Source organism: Nesterenkonia sandarakina, assembly GCF_003003175.1.
Classification (GTDB): domain Bacteria; phylum Actinomycetota; class Actinomycetes; order Actinomycetales; family Micrococcaceae; genus Nesterenkonia; species Nesterenkonia sandarakina_A.
In genome coordinates, this window is the sequence record NZ_PVTY01000026.1 from 1 (window position 1) to 18,997 (window position 18,997).

At 61.7% G+C, this 18,997-nt stretch carries 18 protein-coding genes and 2 pseudogenes; 8 read left to right on the forward strand and 12 right to left on the reverse strand.

Annotated features, from left to right (window positions below; translation table 11 throughout):
* The 3 genes from BCL67_RS13985 to BCL67_RS13995 form a co-directional block, all read left to right on the forward strand.
* Nucleotides 1-313, forward strand: a 313-nt coding sequence (locus BCL67_RS13985; protein WP_146131187.1) for an IS30 family transposase, incomplete at its 5' end; no start/stop codon positions are given.
* Nucleotides 314-765: 452 nt separating this feature from the next.
* Nucleotides 766-1,908 (forward strand): TerC family protein, encoded by a 1,143-nt coding sequence (locus tag BCL67_RS13990; RefSeq protein WP_106124033.1) that lies wholly within the window; start codon nt 766-768, stop codon nt 1,906-1,908.
* Nucleotides 1,909-2,270: 362 nt separating this feature from the next.
* Complete coding sequence (locus BCL67_RS13995; protein ID WP_106124034.1) at nt 2,271-2,855, forward strand: dTMP kinase; 585 nt, start codon at nt 2,271-2,273, stop codon at nt 2,853-2,855.
* 463 nt (nt 2,856-3,318) lie between these two features.
* On the opposite strand, the gene BCL67_RS14000 is transcribed toward BCL67_RS13995, so the two are convergent.
* Nucleotides 3,319-3,915 (reverse strand): cadmium resistance transporter, encoded by a 597-nt coding sequence (locus tag BCL67_RS14000; RefSeq protein WP_106124035.1) that lies wholly within the window; start codon nt 3,913-3,915, stop codon nt 3,319-3,321.
* Complete coding sequence (gene cmtR, locus BCL67_RS14005) at nt 3,912-4,268, reverse strand: Cd(II)/Pb(II)-sensing metalloregulatory transcriptional regulator CmtR (protein ID WP_106124036.1); 357 nt, start codon at nt 4,266-4,268, stop codon at nt 3,912-3,914. Before cmtR ends, BCL67_RS14000 begins: the two co-directional genes overlap by 4 nt.
* A 199-nt stretch (nt 4,269-4,467) precedes the next feature.
* On the opposite strand from cmtR, the gene BCL67_RS14010 reads away from it, so the two are divergent.
* Nucleotides 4,468-4,944 carry a recombinase family protein gene (locus BCL67_RS14010; RefSeq protein ID WP_258175097.1) on the forward strand — a complete coding sequence of 159 codons (477 nt, stop codon included), beginning with the start codon at nt 4,468-4,470 and terminating at the stop codon, nt 4,942-4,944.
* A 348-nt stretch (nt 4,945-5,292) separates the two neighbouring features.
* On the opposite strand, the gene BCL67_RS15265 is transcribed toward BCL67_RS14010, so the two are convergent.
* The 4 genes from BCL67_RS15265 to BCL67_RS14030 all read right to left on the reverse strand — a co-directional run bounded on the left by BCL67_RS15265 (nt 5,293) and on the right by BCL67_RS14030 (nt 9,028).
* Complete coding sequence (locus BCL67_RS15265) at nt 5,293-5,553, reverse strand: hypothetical protein (RefSeq protein WP_146131188.1); 261 nt, start codon at nt 5,551-5,553, stop codon at nt 5,293-5,295.
* A 397-nt stretch (nt 5,554-5,950) separates the two neighbouring features.
* On the reverse strand, nt 5,951-7,198 hold the full coding sequence (locus BCL67_RS14020; protein WP_106124038.1) for an IS256 family transposase: 1,248 nt from the start codon (nt 7,196-7,198) through the stop codon (nt 5,951-5,953).
* A 289-nt stretch (nt 7,199-7,487) separates the two neighbouring features.
* Nucleotides 7,488-8,141 carry a TetR/AcrR family transcriptional regulator gene (locus BCL67_RS14025; RefSeq protein ID WP_106124039.1) on the reverse strand — a complete coding sequence of 218 codons (654 nt, stop codon included), beginning with the start codon at nt 8,139-8,141 and terminating at the stop codon, nt 7,488-7,490.
* A gap of 467 nt (nt 8,142-8,608) precedes the next feature.
* Nucleotides 8,609-9,028, reverse strand: a complete 420-nt coding sequence (locus tag BCL67_RS14030) for an ATP-binding protein (RefSeq protein WP_106124040.1) — start codon at nt 9,026-9,028, stop codon at nt 8,609-8,611.
* Between the two features lie 614 nt (nt 9,029-9,642).
* Here BCL67_RS14030 and BCL67_RS14040 point away from each other — a divergent pair.
* Nucleotides 9,643-9,957, forward strand: a complete 315-nt coding sequence (locus tag BCL67_RS14040; RefSeq protein WP_106124041.1) for an ArsR/SmtB family transcription factor — start codon at nt 9,643-9,645, stop codon at nt 9,955-9,957.
* Nucleotides 9,954-10,250 (forward strand): hypothetical protein, encoded by a 297-nt coding sequence (locus BCL67_RS15865; protein ID WP_106124042.1) that lies wholly within the window; start codon nt 9,954-9,956, stop codon nt 10,248-10,250. The genes BCL67_RS14040 and BCL67_RS15865 overlap by 4 nt, the downstream gene beginning before the upstream one ends.
* 150 nt (nt 10,251-10,400) lie before the next feature.
* Here the strand turns inward: BCL67_RS15865 and BCL67_RS14050 are convergent, their stop codons facing one another.
* The 5 genes from BCL67_RS14050 to BCL67_RS14070 all read right to left on the reverse strand — a co-directional run bounded on the left by BCL67_RS14050 (nt 10,401) and on the right by BCL67_RS14070 (nt 16,826).
* Entirely contained in the window at nt 10,401-12,119 is a 1,719-nt protein-coding gene (locus BCL67_RS14050; protein WP_258175098.1) for an ABC transporter permease subunit, read from the reverse strand.
* A gap of 90 nt (nt 12,120-12,209) precedes the next feature.
* Nucleotides 12,210-13,796 (reverse strand): ABC transporter substrate-binding protein, encoded by a 1,587-nt coding sequence (locus tag BCL67_RS14055; protein WP_308738009.1) that lies wholly within the window; start codon nt 13,794-13,796, stop codon nt 12,210-12,212.
* Nucleotides 13,796-15,172 carry an MFS transporter gene (locus BCL67_RS14060; RefSeq protein ID WP_106124045.1) on the reverse strand — a complete coding sequence of 459 codons (1,377 nt, stop codon included), beginning with the start codon at nt 15,170-15,172 and terminating at the stop codon, nt 13,796-13,798. Before BCL67_RS14060 ends, BCL67_RS14055 begins: the two co-directional genes overlap by 1 nt.
* Nucleotides 15,169-16,044 carry an ATP-binding cassette domain-containing protein gene (locus BCL67_RS14065; RefSeq protein ID WP_258175099.1) on the reverse strand — a complete coding sequence of 292 codons (876 nt, stop codon included), beginning with the start codon at nt 16,042-16,044 and terminating at the stop codon, nt 15,169-15,171. Before BCL67_RS14065 ends, BCL67_RS14060 begins: the two co-directional genes overlap by 4 nt.
* Nucleotides 16,041-16,826: an ATP-binding cassette domain-containing protein gene (locus BCL67_RS14070; protein ID WP_181256036.1), complete on the reverse strand. Its 786-nt coding sequence runs from the start codon at nt 16,824-16,826 to the stop codon at nt 16,041-16,043. Before BCL67_RS14070 ends, BCL67_RS14065 begins: the two co-directional genes overlap by 4 nt.
* A 506-nt stretch (nt 16,827-17,332) precedes the next feature.
* Between BCL67_RS14070 and BCL67_RS14075 the strand changes: the two genes are divergently transcribed.
* The gene (locus BCL67_RS14075) at nt 17,333-18,259 is read left to right on the forward strand and encodes a DUF4238 domain-containing protein (protein WP_106124047.1); all 927 of its coding nucleotides are present in this window, start codon (nt 17,333-17,335) and stop codon (nt 18,257-18,259) included.
* Nucleotides 18,260-18,367: 108 nt separating this feature from the next.
* On the opposite strand, the pseudogene BCL67_RS14080 reads toward BCL67_RS14075, so the two are convergent.
* Nucleotides 18,368-18,661: pseudogene (locus BCL67_RS14080) on the reverse strand (recombinase family protein); the annotation flags it as partial.
* 162 nt (nt 18,662-18,823) lie between these two features.
* On the opposite strand from BCL67_RS14080, the pseudogene BCL67_RS14085 reads away from it, so the two are divergent.
* Nucleotides 18,824-18,997, forward strand: a pseudogene (locus tag BCL67_RS14085) (IS21 family transposase); the annotation flags it as partial.

Below are 18,997 nucleotides of genomic sequence, written 5' to 3' on the forward strand. Positions count from 1 at the left end.
GATGACTTGGGATCAAGGACGTGAGATGGCCCGGCACCAGGAAATCACTTTGGCCCCCGGTATGCCGATCTATTTCTGTGACCCGCACTCGCCCTGGCAGCGGGGCACCAACGAGAACACCAACGGGCTCTTACGACAGTACTTCCCGAAGGGCACTGACCTGTCGTTCCATGGACCAGGGATCCTTGAGAACGTCGCAGCGGAATTAAACAGCCGGCCCCGGAAGCGCCACGGCTACCGAACTCCGGCAGAGGTCCTCGACGGGATACTCTCAGGTCCAGAGAATCAAACCGGTGTTGCGCTCACCGCATGAATTCGCCTCCGCATTAAGTGACATCGGCTGGTGGCGCGTTCTTCGCATCGCTGGATGGCCGATGTTCAGTCCTAGAGGAGAGCACGAGAGACGCATCGTGTAAGTAGCAATGGAGATCTCGAGTGGTTCTGTGGTTGATGCATAGCCGGGTGGTCGCTGGGCGCGTAGCAGCCTGATCGAAGGTGGGTTCCGACCTAGAGAGCGGGTCCCCGAGGGAGCACTGGTGTTGATGCTAGTTGGCAGTCGTGCGCCGGGAGCCCCATGATCTCGATCGGGTCCGCACTTCCCGCGGCAGATGAAGTGTGGTTCAATATTCTCCACGTGGAGGGGAGTATCCCCTATCAGTTCGTCGTCATTTCGGGAGTCCCAGTACTCCCCGGCGGACAGGGCCGATCATTACGGCCGGGAGAGACCTCCAGTTGGTTCAGCAACTGACTGGAAGGTGCTCTTTCATGAACGTACCGCTTTGGGTCTGGGCGGCCGTCATCGGCTTCATTCTCCTCATGCTCGTCATCGACCTCGTCGCCCATCGGCACGCCCATGTGATCGGTGTCCGAGAAGCAGCCGCGTGGTCCGCGGTGTGGGTCTTCTTCGGTGTGGTGTTCGGGATCATCGTGTGGCGCGTCTGGGGAGCCGAGTTCGGTCAGCAGTACTTCGCCGGTTACCTCATCGAAAAATCCCTCGCCGTGGACAACGTCTTCGTCTGGGCCATCATCTTCACGTTCTTCGCCGTCCCTCGCGAGTACCAGCACCGCGTCCTCTTCTTCGGCGTCCTCGGAGCCCTGGTCTTCCGCGGAATCTTCATCGCCTCCGGATCGGTACTGATCCAGAGCTTCTCCTGGGTCCTCTACGTCTTCGCGGCGTTCCTACTCTTCACCGGATATCGGATGCTCGTCCAGCGCAACGAGCACATCGATCCGTCGAAATCGCGGGCCCTGAAACTCTTCCGCCGGTACGTGCCCATGACGGACACCTTCCATGGGCAGCGGTTCCTCATCCGGAAGAACGGGGTCCTTCTCGCCACGCCCTTGCTCGCGGTCCTCGTCCTGGTGGAAGTCACGGACATCATTTTCGCCGTCGACTCCATCCCGGCGATCTTCGCCGTCACCGATGAGGTGTTCCTCGTTTTCACCGCAAACGCGTTCGCGATCCTGGGCCTGCGCGCCATGTACTTCCTCCTGGCGGACGTCATCCACCGCTTCGTGTACCTCAAGGTCGGACTCGCCCTGGTCCTGGTCTGGGTCGGGATCAAGATGGCCCTGAAGATCGACCTCTACTACATCCCGACCACCATCTCCCTCGCGGTGATCGTCACCATCCTTACCGCCGCGGTCGTCGCGAGCCTCATCGCCACTCGCGGCCAGTCACGGCGAAACCCGCCGGGACCGGCCGTGGCACCCTTCCGCAGCGCCGGCGAGGAAGAGATCGCGGCTCTCGAACCCCTCTGGGGTCGGCGGCGACCCTCAACGAGGAAGGGCCACGACGGGAGCGACGACGAAGTTGAGGTGACCGCAAGCCGGGCGTCTCACCAGATGCAAGATATCGATGCCGATGAGTCCACAGGGGGCGATAGGCCCCCGAGGGCTCGCTCGTAGCGGTGCACAGCGTGGAGGTCCAGACAGCGTGAGGCGAAGCCAGGAGGATTAGATGGGCTTAGCGTTCAAGATCAGCGGCGAGGGACAGGAGACGCCGTCCCTGCCAGTGACTGTCCAACCGCAGGCTGGCACTCACTGGCACATCGATGCGAACAACACACGCGGAGGAGAGGCATGATCGAGGGGAGCCGCGGGCTTAAGCGTGATCACCCACGACAGGAACCGCGATCAGGACCAGGTGACGTGGAATGAGGGCGCCATGTGGCGGCCAACGTCGCATCGAAGGTCAGGGAACAGCGTGTCGACCAGGTGGTTTCCGTTGTTCGCATGCTCGGCCTGGACCCCAGCGGGGGCGCCGAACCATGCTTGTCGTTCTGGTTGGAATCGACGGGGCTGGAAAGACGACGGCCGGACAACTGCTTGCCCAGCGGCTTAGAGCGAGCGAATATCCTGCGGTCTTCACCAGAAACAGCTCCGGGCGACGCAGCATCACGGCTTGGTGTGTGCAGCGGAACATCAACCCGTCGGTGCGTCTGCTCGACGCTGCGGAAACGAGCATCCGCTGCGTCAACGTGTTCGTATCCCACCTGCGCGCACTCACCGGGGGCCGTGTCGTGATCATGGACCGGTACCTTTACTGCCAATCTGCACTGAGGCGAGCGAGGGGTCTGAAACCGGGCCGGTTCCTGCCTCTGCTGCTGAAGGTATTGCCCACTCCCGACATCGTCTTCTACTTTGATGTCCCGGTGGGTATCGCCTACAACAGGATCTGCCGGCGGGCCACGGACATCGAAACCCTTGAGCACCTCCAGGCCCTCGACGAGGCCTATACCGAGCTCGCAGAGTTTCCGACGTTCATCACCATCGATGCCAGCAACCCTGCAGAGCAGCTCGTGGAAGACATGCTGTTGGAACTCGGGAGGCGCGGCCTGGAACTTCCGTCATGAGCATGCCGGTGCGTCGGGAGATGGCAGCACCTTGCAGGTTTCGGTTTGTTCGATGAGTCTGCCCACCCCGGAGGACTCCATGATGTCCTCGAGCCGCCGAGCTTCAGGCTCGCTGGCGCTCAGGTGCCGCTGCAACACCGAGGTCGAGCCGATTGGGTAGTCACCAGAAGTTCGCTGGCCTGGGTCAGTAAGTCCAGGTCACAGTCACGCCTTCACACTCACTGGTCCTAGGACGCCGACCGGGGAGGCTCGTGCTTCGAGTTCGCAGAGACCATTTCAGCGGGTGCTGCGTCTGGCAGTACTCCTGGAGACTGTGTGTCAGGAATCTGTAGGTTTCTGAGACAAGCCGGTCGAATTATGAGGGAAGACCGGTGTGAGTCGCAGAGATAAGTGGCGTGGTTTTCGCACCGGTAATTGGCATCGTCAGCAGACGAGGTGGCCCTGGTGGCGGTGGTCTGGGAGGTCAGATCCCGAATGCTCCGCCGCTGATGAGGATGAAGATCCCGAGCCCGATCAGCACGATGGGGAACAGTACGTGTTCCCAACGTTCCAGGGCTCTGGCGATCAGTGGGCGTGTGGCGATGAACTTGGCCAGCATGACCAGGGCGACGACGAGTACGAGGAAGACGATGCAGTAGGTCACTACTGTGGCTGGCTCGACGTTGAGGAAGACCGGCACGTAGACCCCGATGTTGTCTCCGCCGTTGGCGAAGGTGACTGCGGCGACGGTCCACACGCTGACCTTCTTGTCCGCGATTTTGGCATCGTCGTCGTCTTGGTCTTCGCGCCAGGCCTGCCATCCAACCCACAGGCCCAGAGCCAGGGGGATCAGCCCAAAGTACGGTATAGCTGCCGAGGGCAGAAAAGCTCCGGCGCCCAGACTCACCAGCACCGCTACGCCGAGGATGCCTGCGAATCCCAGATACTGCCCGGCGGCGATACGCGCGGTGGTCCCGCGTTGGCCGGCTCCGCGGGCGAAGAACAGCGAGACCACGATGACGTCATCAATATTGGTGGCAATGAACAGACCGATCGCCTGCACAACAGAGGAGAGGATCACGGGGCCGACTCCGGTGAGCACCCCGGCACGGAACAGCCAGAGTCCAGACACGGTGCGTCCTCATCGATGGCCAGGGCGACCTCGACCAACGCAGTCAGCGCCTGTGCCAGGTGCGCATCAGCGATCTCATACCGAGTCTGGCGACCCTGTGGCGCAGCGACCACGATCCCGCAGTCACGCAAGCACGCCAAATGATTAGAAACATTCGAGCGGGTCAGTTCCAACTCTCGAGCCAGCTCCGCCGGGTAAGCCGGCCGCTCCATCAATCTCAGCAGTAGCCGTGATCGAGTGGGGTCGGCCATAGCCCGGCCTAACCGGTTCATCACATCGATACGAGAAGCAATAGTCAGCACCCAGTGAACTATACAGTAAACGCTGAACTATAAGAGGGGAGCCCAATTTTCTGGCCGTCCCAGTTCCTTAGTTGTGGGACGGGCCTCCGCCCTCAATCGGTCGACCACGCACTCATCGGTGCGCCTGCGTTCCATAAGGTACTCCCATTAACTCGTTCCACGTACGCCGTATGGTTCGAACTATTGGTTTGCTCGTGCCATGGACTTGGGGTGTGCGCGGGTGTCGACGGCGAAGCAGGACCTGGAGCGGCAGATCGACGCCCTTCGCGAGGTCGGGATCACAGCCGATCAAATCTATGTGGACAAGAAATCCGGGTCGACGGTGAACCGGCCCGGGCTGATTGCGGTTCTAAAGTACGCCCGCGATGGTGATGTGATCGTGGTCCACACCCTGGACCGGCTAGGGCGCACTGTCCGCGACACGTTAAGTCTCATCTATGATCTGGCTGCTATGGGAGTGGGGGTCCGGAATCTGGCGGACCCGATCAAGGTCGATTCATCGAACCCTGCGGATCCGATGGCGCACCTTGCTGTTGTGCTGCTGGCGCTGTCCGGCCAGATGGAACGCACCTACATAGTAGAGCGCGCACGCAAGGGCGGTAGCGACAGCGAAGGGTCGGCGTGTGGGACGGCCTTAGGACTATCACCGGCGTCGTCGGCAGCGGCGTCTGGGTAATCTGACCCCGGTTGAATACGAGACCGTTTACAGAACGACCGTCGCTCTCGCGGGGTAAACCCCGAGGTCAACTAAACCGTCAGCAGACCCCTCCCGTGCGGCGTTCTATAGGCCATCAGGTTGACAAGACGCATCGTCGGGGTGGTTATCCATATTGGAGGCTTTCGTTGAGAACTGCGGCAAGAGGCAATGGTGCTCCGGCAGCGTTTTGTCCCACGCGTTCAGGTCAAGGCGAAGTTGTCGTCAGCGCCTGCCGACACGAAGCTACCTGTCCTCTTTTGCACTTCAGTGCTAAGCCTGATCAGCGTGAGTCGCGCTCGGCTTCTTGTGGCTCTAGTCCGTCCGGGTTCAGGTGTCGTTCTGGGATTCTGTCTGAGAAGTCGCGGCGCGTATCCGTTCTTCGAGCCCCGGGGGCATGGTCTCGTCACTCAGGGTCAAACCACTTTCTTTGAGCCGTTTAGCAACGACGCGAAGTTCCGCGAGCTCGACATCTATCGAGGGATCTGCCTGACGGGTGTTGTTGAGTTCTTCCCTCTCGGCATCCGTGAGGTGACCCGTGAGCGCTCCTGCGATGAGCTCCTCCCGTCGCGAATATGCATCTTCTTCCACGATAGTCCCCAATCTCTGCTTATTGCGCAAAACTCCCAAGACGCAATGTATCTCATTGCGCGAGTTTGAGATTGAATGTGGACTCCAGGTAGCGGGCAGGGCCACATCGCCTTATGCTGAGGCCGCTCAGGCCTCAAGCCAACTCGAGGTCAGCGGTTCTGGGGCGGTCAGCGGATGGGGCGCATGGACTGTTCGACGGAACGATTCAAAGCTCATGTGATCTACTGCCTGCTAGGCGAGCACAGACTTTGCCTCAAGATTCGTGTACGAATGACTCCTCCAGGCCTTTATCTCGGGCAAGACACGCCATTCGATGCGATCCGTGATGGCCCAGCTGCAGGTTAGACCGGTCAAGTCCCGGGTAGTGGTGTAACGCGGTGTCCTTCATAGTGATCAATCAGGCGCTAAGTTCCAGGGCGGCGTCGGCCTCCACCTCCTTATCCGCATCGGGCACGAGACTCAGTCGGCTCTTCGCGAGGATCTCGAGGCCGAGGTAGCGGCGGCCCTCTGCCCACTCATCGGTCTGTTCCGCCAACACCGCACCGACGAGACGGATGATCGACTCACGGTTGGGGAAGATGCCGACGCTGTCGGTGCGGCGACGGATCTCACGGTTGAGCCTCTCGTTGGGGTTGTTGGACCAGACCTGTGACCAGAGCCCTTCCGGGAAACTGGTGAACGCAAGGATCTCTGACCGAGCAGTATCAAGGTGCTCGAACGCGGCGGGAAGCTTGGTCTCGACGTAGTCCAGCAGCCGGTCGAACTGGGCGTGGACTGCCTCTGCGTCGGGCTGGTCATAGACCGAGTGCAGCATCGCTTTCACCGCCGGCCACATGGTCTTGGGGCAGACGCTCATCAGGTTCGCCGCGTAGTGGGTGCGGCATCTCTGCCACCCAGCTCCAGGCAGGTTCGCCGCGATCGCCTCCACCAAGCCCTGGTGCGCGTCAGAGGTGACCAGCTGAACTCCCCGCAGTCCACGGGCAACCAGGTCGGCGAAGAATGAGTTCCATGCGGCGCCGGTTTCTGAGGTGGCGACCCGCATGCCCAGGACCTCTCGGCGCCCGTCAGCGTTGACCCCGGTGGCGATCAGCACCACCGCGTTGATGACCCGCCCGCCTTCACGGACTTTCATGGTCAGCGCGTCAGCGGCGACGAAGGTGAACGGGCCGGCCTCGTCGAGGGGCCGGTGGCGGAACTGGTCGACGTGTTCATCAAGCTCAGTCGCCATCCTGGAGACCTGGGACTTCGAGAGCGCGTTGATCCCGAGGGTTTTGACCAGTTTGTCCATCCGCCTGGTCGAGACCCCCGCGAGGTAGCAGTCAGCCACGACGGTGATCAGCGCAGACTCGGCTCGCTTGCGACGTTCGAGCAGCCATTCTGGGAAGTAAGTGCCCGAGCGCAGCTTCGGGACCTGCACATCGACGGTGCCGACACGGGTGTCGAGATCCCGGTGGCGGTAGCCGTTGCGCTGAGTGCTCCGGTCGGGGCTGGGCTTGCCCCATTCGGCTCCAATGACCGCGTCAGCGTCTGCCGAGAGCAGCGTGTTGATCACCGTCTGCAGGAGGTTGCGCATCAGATCCGGAGATGCGTCGGTGAGGGCTTCAGCGAGCAGGCCGGCAGGGTCGATAATGTGAGGTGCGGTCATCGTGATGATGCCTTTCGAGTGGGATGTCAGAGTTTTTCTCGAAGGATCACACGGTGGCCGCACCTATGTCCGTAACGACAGGCGTGGCCACCATGGGTTACACCACTATGCGGGACTCAACTGTTAGACCCGCACAGCCCATGCGCGTGTGAAGGCTGGGGTGAGCCAGTCCTTCTGGGCTGAGAATACTCACCCGGCGACTCTTTGGAGGGTGACCGTAGTGGTGATTCGCCCTTCAGGGCGCCTGAACCGAGGTGTCGGATCCTTCTCTCGCTAATGTAGAGCGCATCTAGGGGGAGCTCGTCTCTACAGGGGCGTCGGTTGTACGGGGTTCCTGGCGGGTCATTGGGTAGCCAGCGGTCATCATGTTGAAAGCATCTTCGATGAGGCGGGGCAAGCTTTCATCAGAGAGTTCTTCGCGAGACCAGATCGCCAGGGACGTGATCATCGCGGTCATCGCAGCCGAGGCCACCACTGAGGGATAAAGGTCACTGGTGACACTGGTGCCAGTGCGTGCGGCGACACGAGCACTGAGCATCTCCACCATCTCAACCTCGCGCGCAATGCGATGTGGCCGCAGGGTGGGGTTCAACTGTTCCAAACGGGTCATCTTCGACGCCCCGCGCAGATGATCAGGATGCTCGCGAGCGTAATCGCTCAACAACTCACGAAGCGCCCTGAGTGGTGGTTCATCTGATGGGCGTGAACTGAACTCGTCAAGGACTTTCTCGATACCCAAGTCCCCTGCGGCCAGCACAGCCTCCTCTTTGGAAGCGAAGTAGTTCGAGATCGTCCTCGGAGAGACGAAGGCCTCTCGCGCGATCTCTTCAACGGTGACCTCGTTCAGACCTTTCTGCTCCGCGAGTTTCAACGCCGCGGCAGCGATAGCGTCGCGCGTCATCCGCTTCTTGATCTCACGTAGGCCCACGTGCTTGACATCCATAGCGACAGTCTATGGCAGCTCTGCATCACCTGCTAGATTGCGGGACATGCAAAAATCCCGCCTGCTTGGGCAATGGTGCTGGATCGCACTCAATTGGCGCCAGGAAACTTTTCAGCCCAAGTTGCCTGGCGGGGTGCCTAGAAGTGCCCAGAGGTCAAATTTACCGTAGACGGCATCTGTAGTCATTGAAAAGGAGCCATTAGAGATACGTGCGCAGTTTGCAAAAGTAGTCTAGGCGCGCTTTCAGGCACCGATTCCTGTCGGACGAGGGCCTCGTAGAGAATGGTCAAAATGCCTCCTATCTCACTGTGATGAATTCTGATGACTCGCACATTGGCTCTCGTTGTTAGGGTCTGCTGGAGGTCTAATTGGTGGAGAGCTCTCATCTCCTGTCCGTGGGACTTTGTGGGTCATCTCAAGATCGCCGAGGACGGTTCTTGAACTGATTGATCCACGGTTCCAGGTTGTCATTCCGCTGGGCGGCGGTTTCTTACCAGCGTCCAGAAGTTGCCGTCACTGATTTCGTGGCTGAGCTGGTCCAGTGCCATCGTCGCGATAGCCATGCCTCTCCCAGACTCGGCCATCTCCTCAGGCATCCCCGCGTCACCCAGTGGAACATCCGCGGGCTTCGCATCATCGTGGAACTGAGCTCTCAGGGAATCCTGGTCCACCACCAGGTCCGCCCTCACCGTGACGCCAGCGTCCTGGTCACAGTGAGTGACGATATTGGTCGCGATCTCACTGACGGCCAACGAAAAGAACAACCGATCCTCATCCGATAGGTTCTGAGTCGCGTTGCAGAGGTCCTCTACGGTGTCCAGCACCTGTTCGACGAAGCCGATCTCAGCGGCTCCCGCGAGGGAGGCACGGGATCTGTTGCCACTCATTGTTCAATGCTACAACTAGGTCGATAAAGTCCCTAGACCTTCTAGGGGAGGTTCACGACATCCCTTCACGTTGAACAGCTTGGTTGATATGCACCGGATGAAGTCCCAGGTGTGATGCCGCATCTTTTTCAGCTGCATGGATGTCGCCATGCCTCGTCGAATCGATCCCGCTCTGACGGAGCGCGCCGTCTGATTGGTGCTCGATCAGCTAAGGACGGGGTCCGCGCTGGGGGTCTGTTGAATCGGGACTTCACCGCGGAGGCGCCGAGTCGTGTCTGGGTTGCGGGCTTCACCTATGGGCGCACCTGGGCGGGGTGGTCCTATGTGGAAGCCTGACCCAGTAGTGTGCGAGCGCGCTTACTGCGCAGCTAATGTGAGTGAGTCGCAGCCCGTATAACTGCCGCAGAGAACCTGGGACGCTTCAGGCTGTTTTCTGTGCCGCGGCCTTTTGGCGAGCTTCCGCTGCCTCGTTAACCTTTAGGTTTTTGAGACGCGGCCGAGCGTCGCACCAGAGGCGGGGGCCTGAGGGTGGGCCTCTCGAGGAGTGGAGTGAAAACCACTCGCATTAGCATCAACGTATTGCAATACACTTATATATGTGATGGGATGCACTCATGAAGCATGAAGACGGGCTCGAAGCGACAGCAGCACTGTTCAAAGTGCTGGGGTCGGAGTCCCGGCTTTACCTGGTTCGCCTTCTGGCTGAAGAGCCGGCCACCGTGGGGGTTCTAACTACCCGCAGCGGGATGTCTCAGCCCCTGGTTTCCCAGCACCTGAGGGTGCTGCGCCAGGTGGGCATCGTGACGGTCTCGCGGTCCGGCCGGGAAGCGGAGTACCAGCTGGCGGACCATCACATCGCGCATGTCATTGATGATGCGATCGCACACGTTCTCGAAGAACCGTCTGACGACGAAGGAGCAAGAAGATGACTGTCACCGAAATCCGCGCCGAGCACACGGTCGCCGACCACGAACATGGGCCCGAGTGTGGCCACGAGGCCGTCCAGCACGGGGACCACACCGACTATGTGCACGGCACGCACCACCATGCGCTGCACGAGGACCACTATGACGAGCACGATGAGGCGGCCGAGCACACGGTCGCTGACCACACGCACGGGCCTGAGTGTGGCCATGAGGCGGTTCAGCACGATGATCACGTGGACTACATCCACGATGGTCACAAGCATGCAGCCCACGGTGAGCACTACGACGAGCACTGATCCGACCGTTGATATGAGATCCGGCTGATCGGCAGAAGACCGGTGTCGCGTCCCGTCTGGGATGGTTGCTGGTCTAGGGACTGTCGGTACGTTGATGCGAAGGGTGCGCCCCGATGGGGCGTACCCTTCGCTCTGCCCCGGGGGACCGGATCAGCCGACGGGTTGTGAGTATTCCGCCGATGTGGCGGAAGCGCGTCTGTGTGGTTTCTTCTTTGGTCGGGTGGGCAGTGAGGAGAGGGAAACGGCGAGTACCGAGGCGAGTATGAGTGCCGAGGCCGGCCCTACGACGGTCCATGGTGCACGTTCGACATAGCTCATCCCCTCCGCGAGTACCAGGCCCCATTCCGGTGCAGGCGGCTGCGCACCGAGTCCTAGGAAGCTCAACGCGGCCAGCGCCAGGGCGATCCCAGGCAGACGCAGCATGGCATGTCGGGTGACTGGCCCGATTACCGCGGGCAGCACGTGGTGGACCATGATGCGGACCCGCCCTACACCGAGTAGAGGCAGCATCTTGATGTGCGTGCGCGAGCTCATTTCAGTCACCAGCCCTGCGGTGTAGACCGCTAATGGGGCCCAGCTCACGGCAGTGATCGCCACTGCCGCCCCGAGAACGCTTGGTCCAGAGACGGCGGCGACGAGAAGCCCGGCGATGATGGGAGGGGCCGCATTGGTCACCTCCGCCGGTCCGGCGGAGAGCCGAGGGAAACATCCCAGGAACAGGCCGATCAGCAGGCACGCGAACACGACTGCCAGAGCCGTGCCCAGCGTCGTCCATGTGCCCTGCCCCACCCGAGCGAGAATGTCTCTGCCGGTGGCATCGGATCCCAGTGGCAGCATCAGGGAGGGGGCCGTGAGACGCCCGTTGACCGCGCTGTACGCGTCACGGAAGGTCCCTGCGACGGTGAGCAGCAGCAGCGCGACTCCTGCGAGCCCGGGCACGATCAGATCACGAGTCCGACGGGACCGTTGCGGCATTTGAACCGGCACCGCGTCGTGTCTCAACGCAGGACCCAGAAGGGCTCGCCGGGCCAGACCCGTCGCGCTTCCGATGAGGATCGCAATGATCACCAGTGCCAGCATTCCAGCCTGTAACGCCGGGATGTCTTGAGAAGTGGCCGCCCCGAGAGTCAGTCGACCCAGACCAGGGATAGCGAAGACCTGTTCCACCGCGACGGCGCCACCGGTCAGTCCGATGAGGACCAGGCCCACTTGTCCCAGGACTGCCGGAAGCGAACGACGCAGCACGGCTGTCAGCAGAACCCGGTGGCTGGCCCCGGCCATCTGCCAGGTCACCGTCCATCGCTCCGCGAAGGTCTGGTTGATCGCTTCGACCGTCAGTCGGCCGATCAGCCCTCCACCCGGGATACCGAGCGCCAGGGCGGGGAGCACGGCATGCTGTGCGCCCTGCCAGCCATACGGGGGGAACCATCCCAGCCATACGGATCCGATGACCAGCAGGCTGGCCGCGAGCAGGAACTCCGGCAGTGCCGTGAAGGCCGCTGCTGCGGCTCCTGACCCGCGGGCAGAGCGTCCACGGAGCCCGGCGATGAGCACCGGCACGCACAGTGCGCAGGCTAGGAGCAGCGCAATGATGATGGCGAAGCCCATCAGGGTCAGTGATACTCCCAGCGCATCGGTGACGCCAGGCAGGACCGGGCGCCCGCTGATCCAGGACTCACCAGCGTCTCCGCGCATCATGGCTGACGCCCAGTCCCAAAAGATCACCAGCGGACCCCGGTCCAACCCCAGTTCAGCTGAGACCAGTGCAAGATTCTCCTGCGTCGCGGGGAGGTCCGCGTAGCGTGCCCGGAGAATCGTGTACTCGGCTGAGCTCCCAGACATCCAGGGCAGCAGGCCCACCAGAAGCACGACTGCGGCTACTGAAAGCAGACGTGAGGCGGGGATGACCATGTGGTTCAGAGCAGCCCACCCTTGACGTTGGAAGCGCTGGAGCATGTATCAGTCTTCCTGGCCAAGCATGGTCTCGGCGGTGATCAGCAGTCGCTCTCGCGGGTCCTGCTCGGCGCCGGAGGTCCGTGACGATTCGCCCTGGATGACGCGTTCATGCAAGAGCGGGATCGCAGCATCCTGGGCCAGGATCTCCGCCTCGGCCGCCATGATGGCTTCTTCGCGACCCTCCGCAGGGTACTGCTCGGAGGCGTTCTGGAGTGCTGCATCCACATCGTCGTCGCAGAACTGGGAGAGGTTGAAGGACCCCTCGCAGGCGAAGTCGCTGTACATATAAGCCGCCGGGTCACCGGAGTCCAGCACTGTGGCACGAGAGAGGATGAACGCGTCGAACTGGCCGTCGACAGCATCGGCCTCGATGTATTGGTACTCGCGGACATCCTGGGTCACGACGAAGCCGGCTTCCTCCAGCTGCTGCTCCAGCAAGACGGCGACCTCTGGCAGTTCAGCGCGGTCGGTGAAGGTTCCCAATGAGATCTCCACGCCGTCGACCTGGGCGGGTTCGGCGCGACCTTCGAGGGTGTCCTGGTAGGACTGGCTGCCTCTGAAGTCTTGGGCCCAGGGCAGCGCGGGGCCGAGCAGCCCCTCGGCGATGTCGGCGCGTCCCTCATAGACCCCTTCGATCAGGGCTGCGCGGTCGATGGCCTCACGGGCCGCGGCGCGGACCTCGGGATCTTCGAACGGCCCTTCCTCGTTGTTCAGATACAGGGTGTTGGTCCGCGGCATGGGGACCTCATAGATGAGGTCTTCATCGATCTGCCCGGCTTGTCCGACGGGAATGGCCTCCACCACGTCAGCCTCACCGGTGCGCAGCGCGGCGGCGCGTGCGGTGCCATCGGGGACGAAATCGACATCGATTCCGCTGGCCAAAGCGGGCTCGCCCCAGTAGTCCTCGTACCGGTCGAGGGTAGCTGCCGAAGTGCCATCGACTGAGATGAGCTCGAAAGGCCCGGTGCCGTGGCCCACGGGATCGACGACCTGGCCGCCTTCATAGGCTGCCTCGGCCAGGATGGAGAGCTGCGGGCTGGACAGCCGTTGGGGGACCAGCGGGTCTTCCTCCGCGGTGCGCACCAGGAGGTCATTGCCCTCGACCGACAGGTCAAGCTCGACCCCGTCGAGGATGCGCGGCTGCGGAGAGGCGTCGATCGCGGCTTGAAGTGCGTTCATCGCGACCTCCGCGGTGAGCTCGGTGCCGTCGTGGAATGTCACATCCTCGCGAATCGTGAAGCGCCAGAGTGAAGGGTCGGTTCCATCTTGTGTCCATTCGGTGGCGAGTCCAGGCTGTGCTGTTGCGTCTGCGTCGAGAGAGATGAGGGTCTCGGCAGTGCTCCACCGGGAGAGTTTGAAAGCGTCGTCGCTCAGTGGGGAGAGTCCGCTGCGGGGTGGCTGCAGCATTGCGAGGCTCACGCGAGCGTCGGTGTCGGCTGATTCGGCGCTGTTCTGCTCTTCTTCTGAGCTGCTGAAGCAGCCAGTGAGGGCGAAGACTCCGGCCAGGGGCAGAGCCAGCATTGGACGTGGGATTAGTGGCCTGCGGCGCGCGGAGAACGGGGCAGTGCTGCGGTGTTCTGGAGATGTCATCAGGTGCTTTCTTGGTGTGTCGATACGGACAGTTCTTGTGACGGAATAGCGGGAGTGGTCTGCGGGTGAGGCGGAAGCGTGCGGCCAATCAGTGCGGCGCTGATCAGGGGAAGGGCACCCAGGAGTATCCACGGTGCCCATGCCAGCGAGCTCGAGGATTCAGTGAGGGGGAGCAGCGATCCCACTGCGGCGTTGCCCACCAGCACGGCGACTCCGCCGGCTGTGGCGAGCAGTCCGTAGTAGGAACCCCATTTGGTGTTGCCGGCGAATCGCGGGACAAGGTCCAGCGCGACGGGTCCGACCATCAAGTGACCCAGGATCCAGAGAACGACGGCAGCGACCGCGGGAGCGATCTCGAGGCCCTCCGGCATTGTGGTGGTGGTGCTTGCGGCCAGGACGAGGAACCCGGCGGATGTTGTGATGTATCCCAGGGGCAGCGCCCGGTGGGGTCCAAGACGACGGGCCAGTCGAGCAATGGGCAGTTGCGCGGTGATGGTGAGTATCGAGACCAGGGCGAAGAGGGCGGCGAGTGTCTCTGCGCCGGCGCCCGAGCGTCTGATCTCGGTCGGAAGGCTCAGGTACAGCTGGTTGTAGCTGAGCAGGTCCACCGCATGCAGCAGAGCGAAGCAGACGAATCCACGGTGATGCAGGCTGGCACAGCGGCGGCTGCGGCGGGTCCGAGGAGATTCTTGTGACGCGTCGTCGCTGAGCTGAGGTCCATGTGCCTCGCTCTGGGTCGAAGAGGTTCGGGGCAGAAGGCGTGTCAGGACGAATCCGACGATGATGAACAGTCCTGCTCCCGAAGCTGCGGTCACCGCGAACCCCCACCCCAAGAGTGCTGCCCCCAGCAGGGGTCCGATAGCGGCCCCTGTCTCGCCGACCACAGAAAGCGCGGCGAAGAGCGTGGTGCGGGGCGCCCGGTGCGGTGCCCGCACTCCAGGCTGGGTTTCACTCTGGCTCAGGGTCTCGCGCTGACTCTGTGCCAGAGCGACCAGGGTGCTCAGGGCGGGAGAGAAGAGCGCACCGCCGAGGCCTGTAAGCACCGTGCCGACAACGAACAGGGGCAATGAGTGGTGCCAGCTCACGGAGACGGCCAGTGTGCCGAACCCCAGGGCGCGGACCGCGCAGCCTGTGAGGATCAGACTGCGTGCTCCGAACCGGTCCGCCAGGACTCCGCCGAGGAGGAACATGCCTTGTTGCGCCGCGGTCCTGGTACCTAGGACCAGTCCTATAGCGGCCCCTCCGAGAGCGAAGTCCTCAGCCAATACGATGGCGATGAAGGGGACCACGGCATAGAAGCCGACGTTGAAGATTCCCTGAGCACCGAGCAGCGTAGGAACTCGGACGGTTCCTGAGGTGTCTCTCTGGCGCTTCACCCGAACTTTCCTTCGCGAGTCCTATCAGCGTGGTGTGCGAGGCGTGCTTCCATCAGCTCCGAGGGGATTCGTGGCATGGAATGCACCAGTCGCGAGGTGGCCGGATGCTGCGGATCAGACATCATGTCCCGGATGTCTCCGCGGTCCGCTACTTGTCCCCGGTCCAGGACGACGGCGTCGTGGCAGAGAGCGCGGGCGGCGTCGAGGTCGTGAGTGACCAGCAGCACACCCAGGTGTTGTTCCAGCGATAGCTCGCGCAGCAGTGACAAGACTTGGTCTCGCAGGGGCAGATCGAGTCCACTGACGGGCTCATCGGCGAGCAGGATCTTGGGTCCGATGGCCACGGCTCTCGCGATTGCGACTCGTTGGGCCTGCCCGCCAGAGATCTCGGCTCGCTTTCTGCCCAGCAGTGACGATGGCAGATGAACGTTCTCGAGGGCTTGGAGTGCGGCGTGCCGGTGGTCGCCCGGGATTCCGAGTCGACGCAGCGGGTCGGTGACGAGTTCCTCGATCGTCATGCGGGGGTCGAGGCTTGCGGCACAGTCCTGAGGGATGAACTGTACGGCGCGACGGAAAGGTCGCATCCGAGAGGCTTTGCGTGGTTCGATCACCTCTCCTTGGAAACGGACTGTTCCTCGAGTTGGGCGCTCTGCGGCGAGCAGCAGTGAGAGCAGTGTTGATTTTCCTGACCCGGAGGATCCGATCAACGCCCGCCGTTGTCCGGCGCAGATGCTGATGCTCACTCCGTCCAGCGCAGTCACCGTGTCCCGGCCGTGGTGGCTGGTGAAGATGCGGTGGACGTCGATCGCCTCTAACAGTCCGTCGCAGGCGTCAGTTGGGGATTCGACGCCTGAGTCTTCTGGGATGCTCATGCGCTGACCTCTGAGCGACGAACAGCTTCGGTGACCAGCGAGACGGACAAGGCATGGTCCGGGGAGATGATGAGGTGATGCATGGGCTTGTCTTCCACAATCCGGCCTGAATCCATCACGACCGCGCGCTCACAGAGGGTGGAAGCGACCGTGAGGTCATGTGTCACGAAGATCAGGGTGCACGATGGCGCGATATTTGCGCTGAGGGCCTCCATCACTGTGGCTTGAGAGACGACGTCTAGGGCAGTGGTTGGTTCATCGGCGACGAGGATCTCTGGTTCACAAGCCAGTGCCAGGGCGATGCAGACCCGCTGGCGCTGGCCCCCAGAGAGCTGCGCAGGAAATGATCGTGTAATCCGGTGCCCGTCGGGGAGTCCTACCGCCTCTAAAAGTTCCAAGACCCGCTTCAGGAGCTGACCTGAGCCACCTGCTGGAGCTGCGTTCCGGCGTGAGACTTTGAGCGGGAGCATCAGCTGTGGACCGATCCGCACCAGAGGGTTCAACGCTTCGGAGCTGTCCTGCCGAACGACGGCGACTCGGGGGATGCGACCGACGTGGGAGTTCTTCACCGGATTGCCTTGGATCTCCACAATGCCGGTCCGGCGGAGAACGGGAGAGAGACCGCCGGCAAGGCAGGAGGAGAGCAGCGACTTTCCCGATCCAGACCGACCCATCAGCGCAACCCGTTCCCCGACGGTGACATTCAGGTCGACCTCGTTGAGAAGAGTGGTGCCGTCTTCTGAGTGCACGCTGAGTGCGTGGGTCTTGATGGCAGTGTGCACGAGCAGAGATCTCCAGTGTCGGAAGGGCAGGCGCATCAGCCTGGGGGAGGAGCCCTAGTGACACTATCGCTAACGATTCGCATTAGCGTAAAAAGTCGACATTGTGAGACCGAAGTCACTGGTCTTCGAAGGCCCTGTTTCCCGGGTGAGGAGGTGCGCTTGAGTGTTCGTCGCGGTTCACCCTTCCGCATATCTCTCCTGTGTTGTTCTCACCCCGGCCCACTGGGTTCCGAGCAGCCATCGATCATGGTCGAGGCTCGTCGTAGCCGCCTAGTGCGCCTAGTGGTCGACGTGGAGTTCTTGTCTCGTAAAGCTGTAGTTCTGTAAGACACGACAGATCGAGTTGGGTGCCCAGTCAGTCCTAGGTACTGCGTACATCCCAATCATCATCTGGTCTGCACCGAGGTAGACGGACAAATAGGTTTGCGGTGCGATGCTCGGTTGGAGTGCGCGTGGACGAGCTCTCGGATAGATAGTGGTGTTCCTTGGATTGCCATAATTGAGGCATGTCTCATTCGAGTGCCGGTGAAGGTAATAAGCACCACTACGTTCCACGCAGCTACCTCAAGCGATGGGGGACAAGCGGACTCATCAGAGTTGTCGATCTGGCCAGCGGAGCGCGATACGGAAAACCAATCACGCACGTCGCAATGGAGCGAGGTTTCTACGCTGTCAATGCTCACCCTGTGGACTCCGAGGCTCTAGAGAAAGCGTTCGGGCCAGTGGAGGGCCTGGCAATTAAGGTGTTCAAGAAGATTGACTCAGGTACGTGGCCGCTGTCGGTCGATGACCGAATCGCGCTTGGTGCCTTCGTCATACTCCAGGCGCTCCGTGGCCCCAACCTTCGTCAGTTGGCGGAGTCACTGCAGGCGGGGATAGTCGAACGAGAGAACCAACGTGTCGCGGAGCACGGCGCTGCGAAGTGGTTTGCGGAACGAGGGCTGCAACTGACCGAACAGCGTGCGCGTGAAGGATGGGATGCAGCGGTCGGGACCGGAGAGCCACTGGTGACCATTGACGCGGCTTATCATGCGCGGCAGATTGCGACTCACGCCGAGACGGTACTGCCGTATCTCCTAGGTCGCTATTGGACGCTTGTTCGCTTTGACGCTCCCACCCTCATCACTTCCGATGCTCCTGTGAGTCTTCACGACGTAGAAGACGGCCCGCGGAGGTGGGGACTGCTGAATGCCCCGAGCATTTCGTTGCCACTGAGTAGGACGACCGCACTCGTCTTCGGCGCCACGTATTCATTGGAGTCTGAAGATGACGCCGAGGCGCTGCTCGGGGGTGCCTTCGATCAAGTAGTCCAAGGGGATAACGTGTGGAAGAAACGATTGAATGCGCGGACCGTCCACAACGCGACTCGCACTCTGTTCCACCATCCCGATGATGCAACGCTGATTCCGAGCGAGCTTCCGCGATGGGGTTAAAAGCGGACGTCACCTATGTAGCTCAGGGACGTGTCTACCGAAGTCTCATCTAAAATTTTGCTGGGCACCTCCCGATCCCGCTACAGCTGATCAGGTCGATCACCGGAATCATAGGGATTCGGGTTGTGCCCGTCGGAGTTCGCGGTAAACGGTCGCTCGCGAAACGTCGAAGAGCTCCGCCAGCTCAGTCTGAGTGTGCGTCCCAGCTCGGTGAGTAGCCAAAAGATGTTTGCGCTTTGAGGGAGAGAGCTTGGGCTGTTTCCCGCGCAGCCGACCTTTCGCCTTTGCGATGGCCATGCCCTCCCGGGTCCGGGCTCGTATGAGGTCGGCTTCAAACTCGGCCACCATGCCGAGCACGTTGAACAGCAGGCGACCCACCGCATCGTTCGGGTCGTACAAGCTGCTGAATATTCGCGGTTTTGAGGGCCATTCGTATTGGGTTTGGGCGCCAGTGACTGTTTGCGGCGATGGACGTGGTGGGAGCCATCGTCATTTTGGTTCGGAGCCACCTGCTTAGGCTCCTTCCACTGGGTGTAATGGGCACCCGGCGGAAGGAGTAGTTCAATGGTAAGGAAGATCAAAGCCAAGGTCGTGCTGCAGCTACGGGCCGAGGGCCTGTCCGGCAGGGCGATCGCGGCGTCTCAACAGATCTCGCGGAACAGTGTTGCCGAGGTGCTGGAGGCCGCCGATGCGGCCGGGGTGCGGTGGGATGATATCTCGACTCGAGCTGACGCGGAG

Bases quoted from the DNA above. Each gene is read 5' to 3' on its own strand.
- BCL67_RS14065 (WP_258175099.1), bottom strand. From the start codon at position 16,044: ATGAGCATCCCAGAAGACTCAGGCGTCGAATCCCCAACTGACGCCTGC.
- BCL67_RS14020 (WP_106124038.1), bottom strand. From the start codon at position 7,198: ATGACCGCACCTCACATTATCGACCCTGCCGGCCTGCTCGCTGAAGCC.
- BCL67_RS13995 (WP_106124034.1), top strand. From the start codon at position 2,271: ATGCTTGTCGTTCTGGTTGGAATCGACGGGGCTGGAAAGACGACGGCC.
- BCL67_RS15865 (WP_106124042.1), top strand. From the start codon at position 9,954: ATGACTGTCACCGAAATCCGCGCCGAGCACACGGTCGCCGACCACGAA.
- BCL67_RS14055 (WP_308738009.1), bottom strand. From the start codon at position 13,796: ATGACATCTCCAGAACACCGCAGCACTGCCCCGTTCTCCGCGCGCCGC.
- BCL67_RS14030 (WP_106124040.1), bottom strand. From the start codon at position 9,028: ATGAGTGGCAACAGATCCCGTGCCTCCCTCGCGGGAGCCGCTGAGATC.
- BCL67_RS14010 (WP_258175097.1), top strand. From the start codon at position 4,468: ATGGACTTGGGGTGTGCGCGGGTGTCGACGGCGAAGCAGGACCTGGAG.
- BCL67_RS14025 (WP_106124039.1), bottom strand. From the start codon at position 8,141: ATGGATGTCAAGCACGTGGGCCTACGTGAGATCAAGAAGCGGATGACG.
- BCL67_RS14040 (WP_106124041.1), top strand. From the start codon at position 9,643: ATGAAGCATGAAGACGGGCTCGAAGCGACAGCAGCACTGTTCAAAGTG.
- BCL67_RS13990 (WP_106124033.1), top strand. From the start codon at position 766: ATGAACGTACCGCTTTGGGTCTGGGCGGCCGTCATCGGCTTCATTCTC.
- BCL67_RS14075 (WP_106124047.1), top strand. From the start codon at position 17,333: ATGTCTCATTCGAGTGCCGGTGAAGGTAATAAGCACCACTACGTTCCA.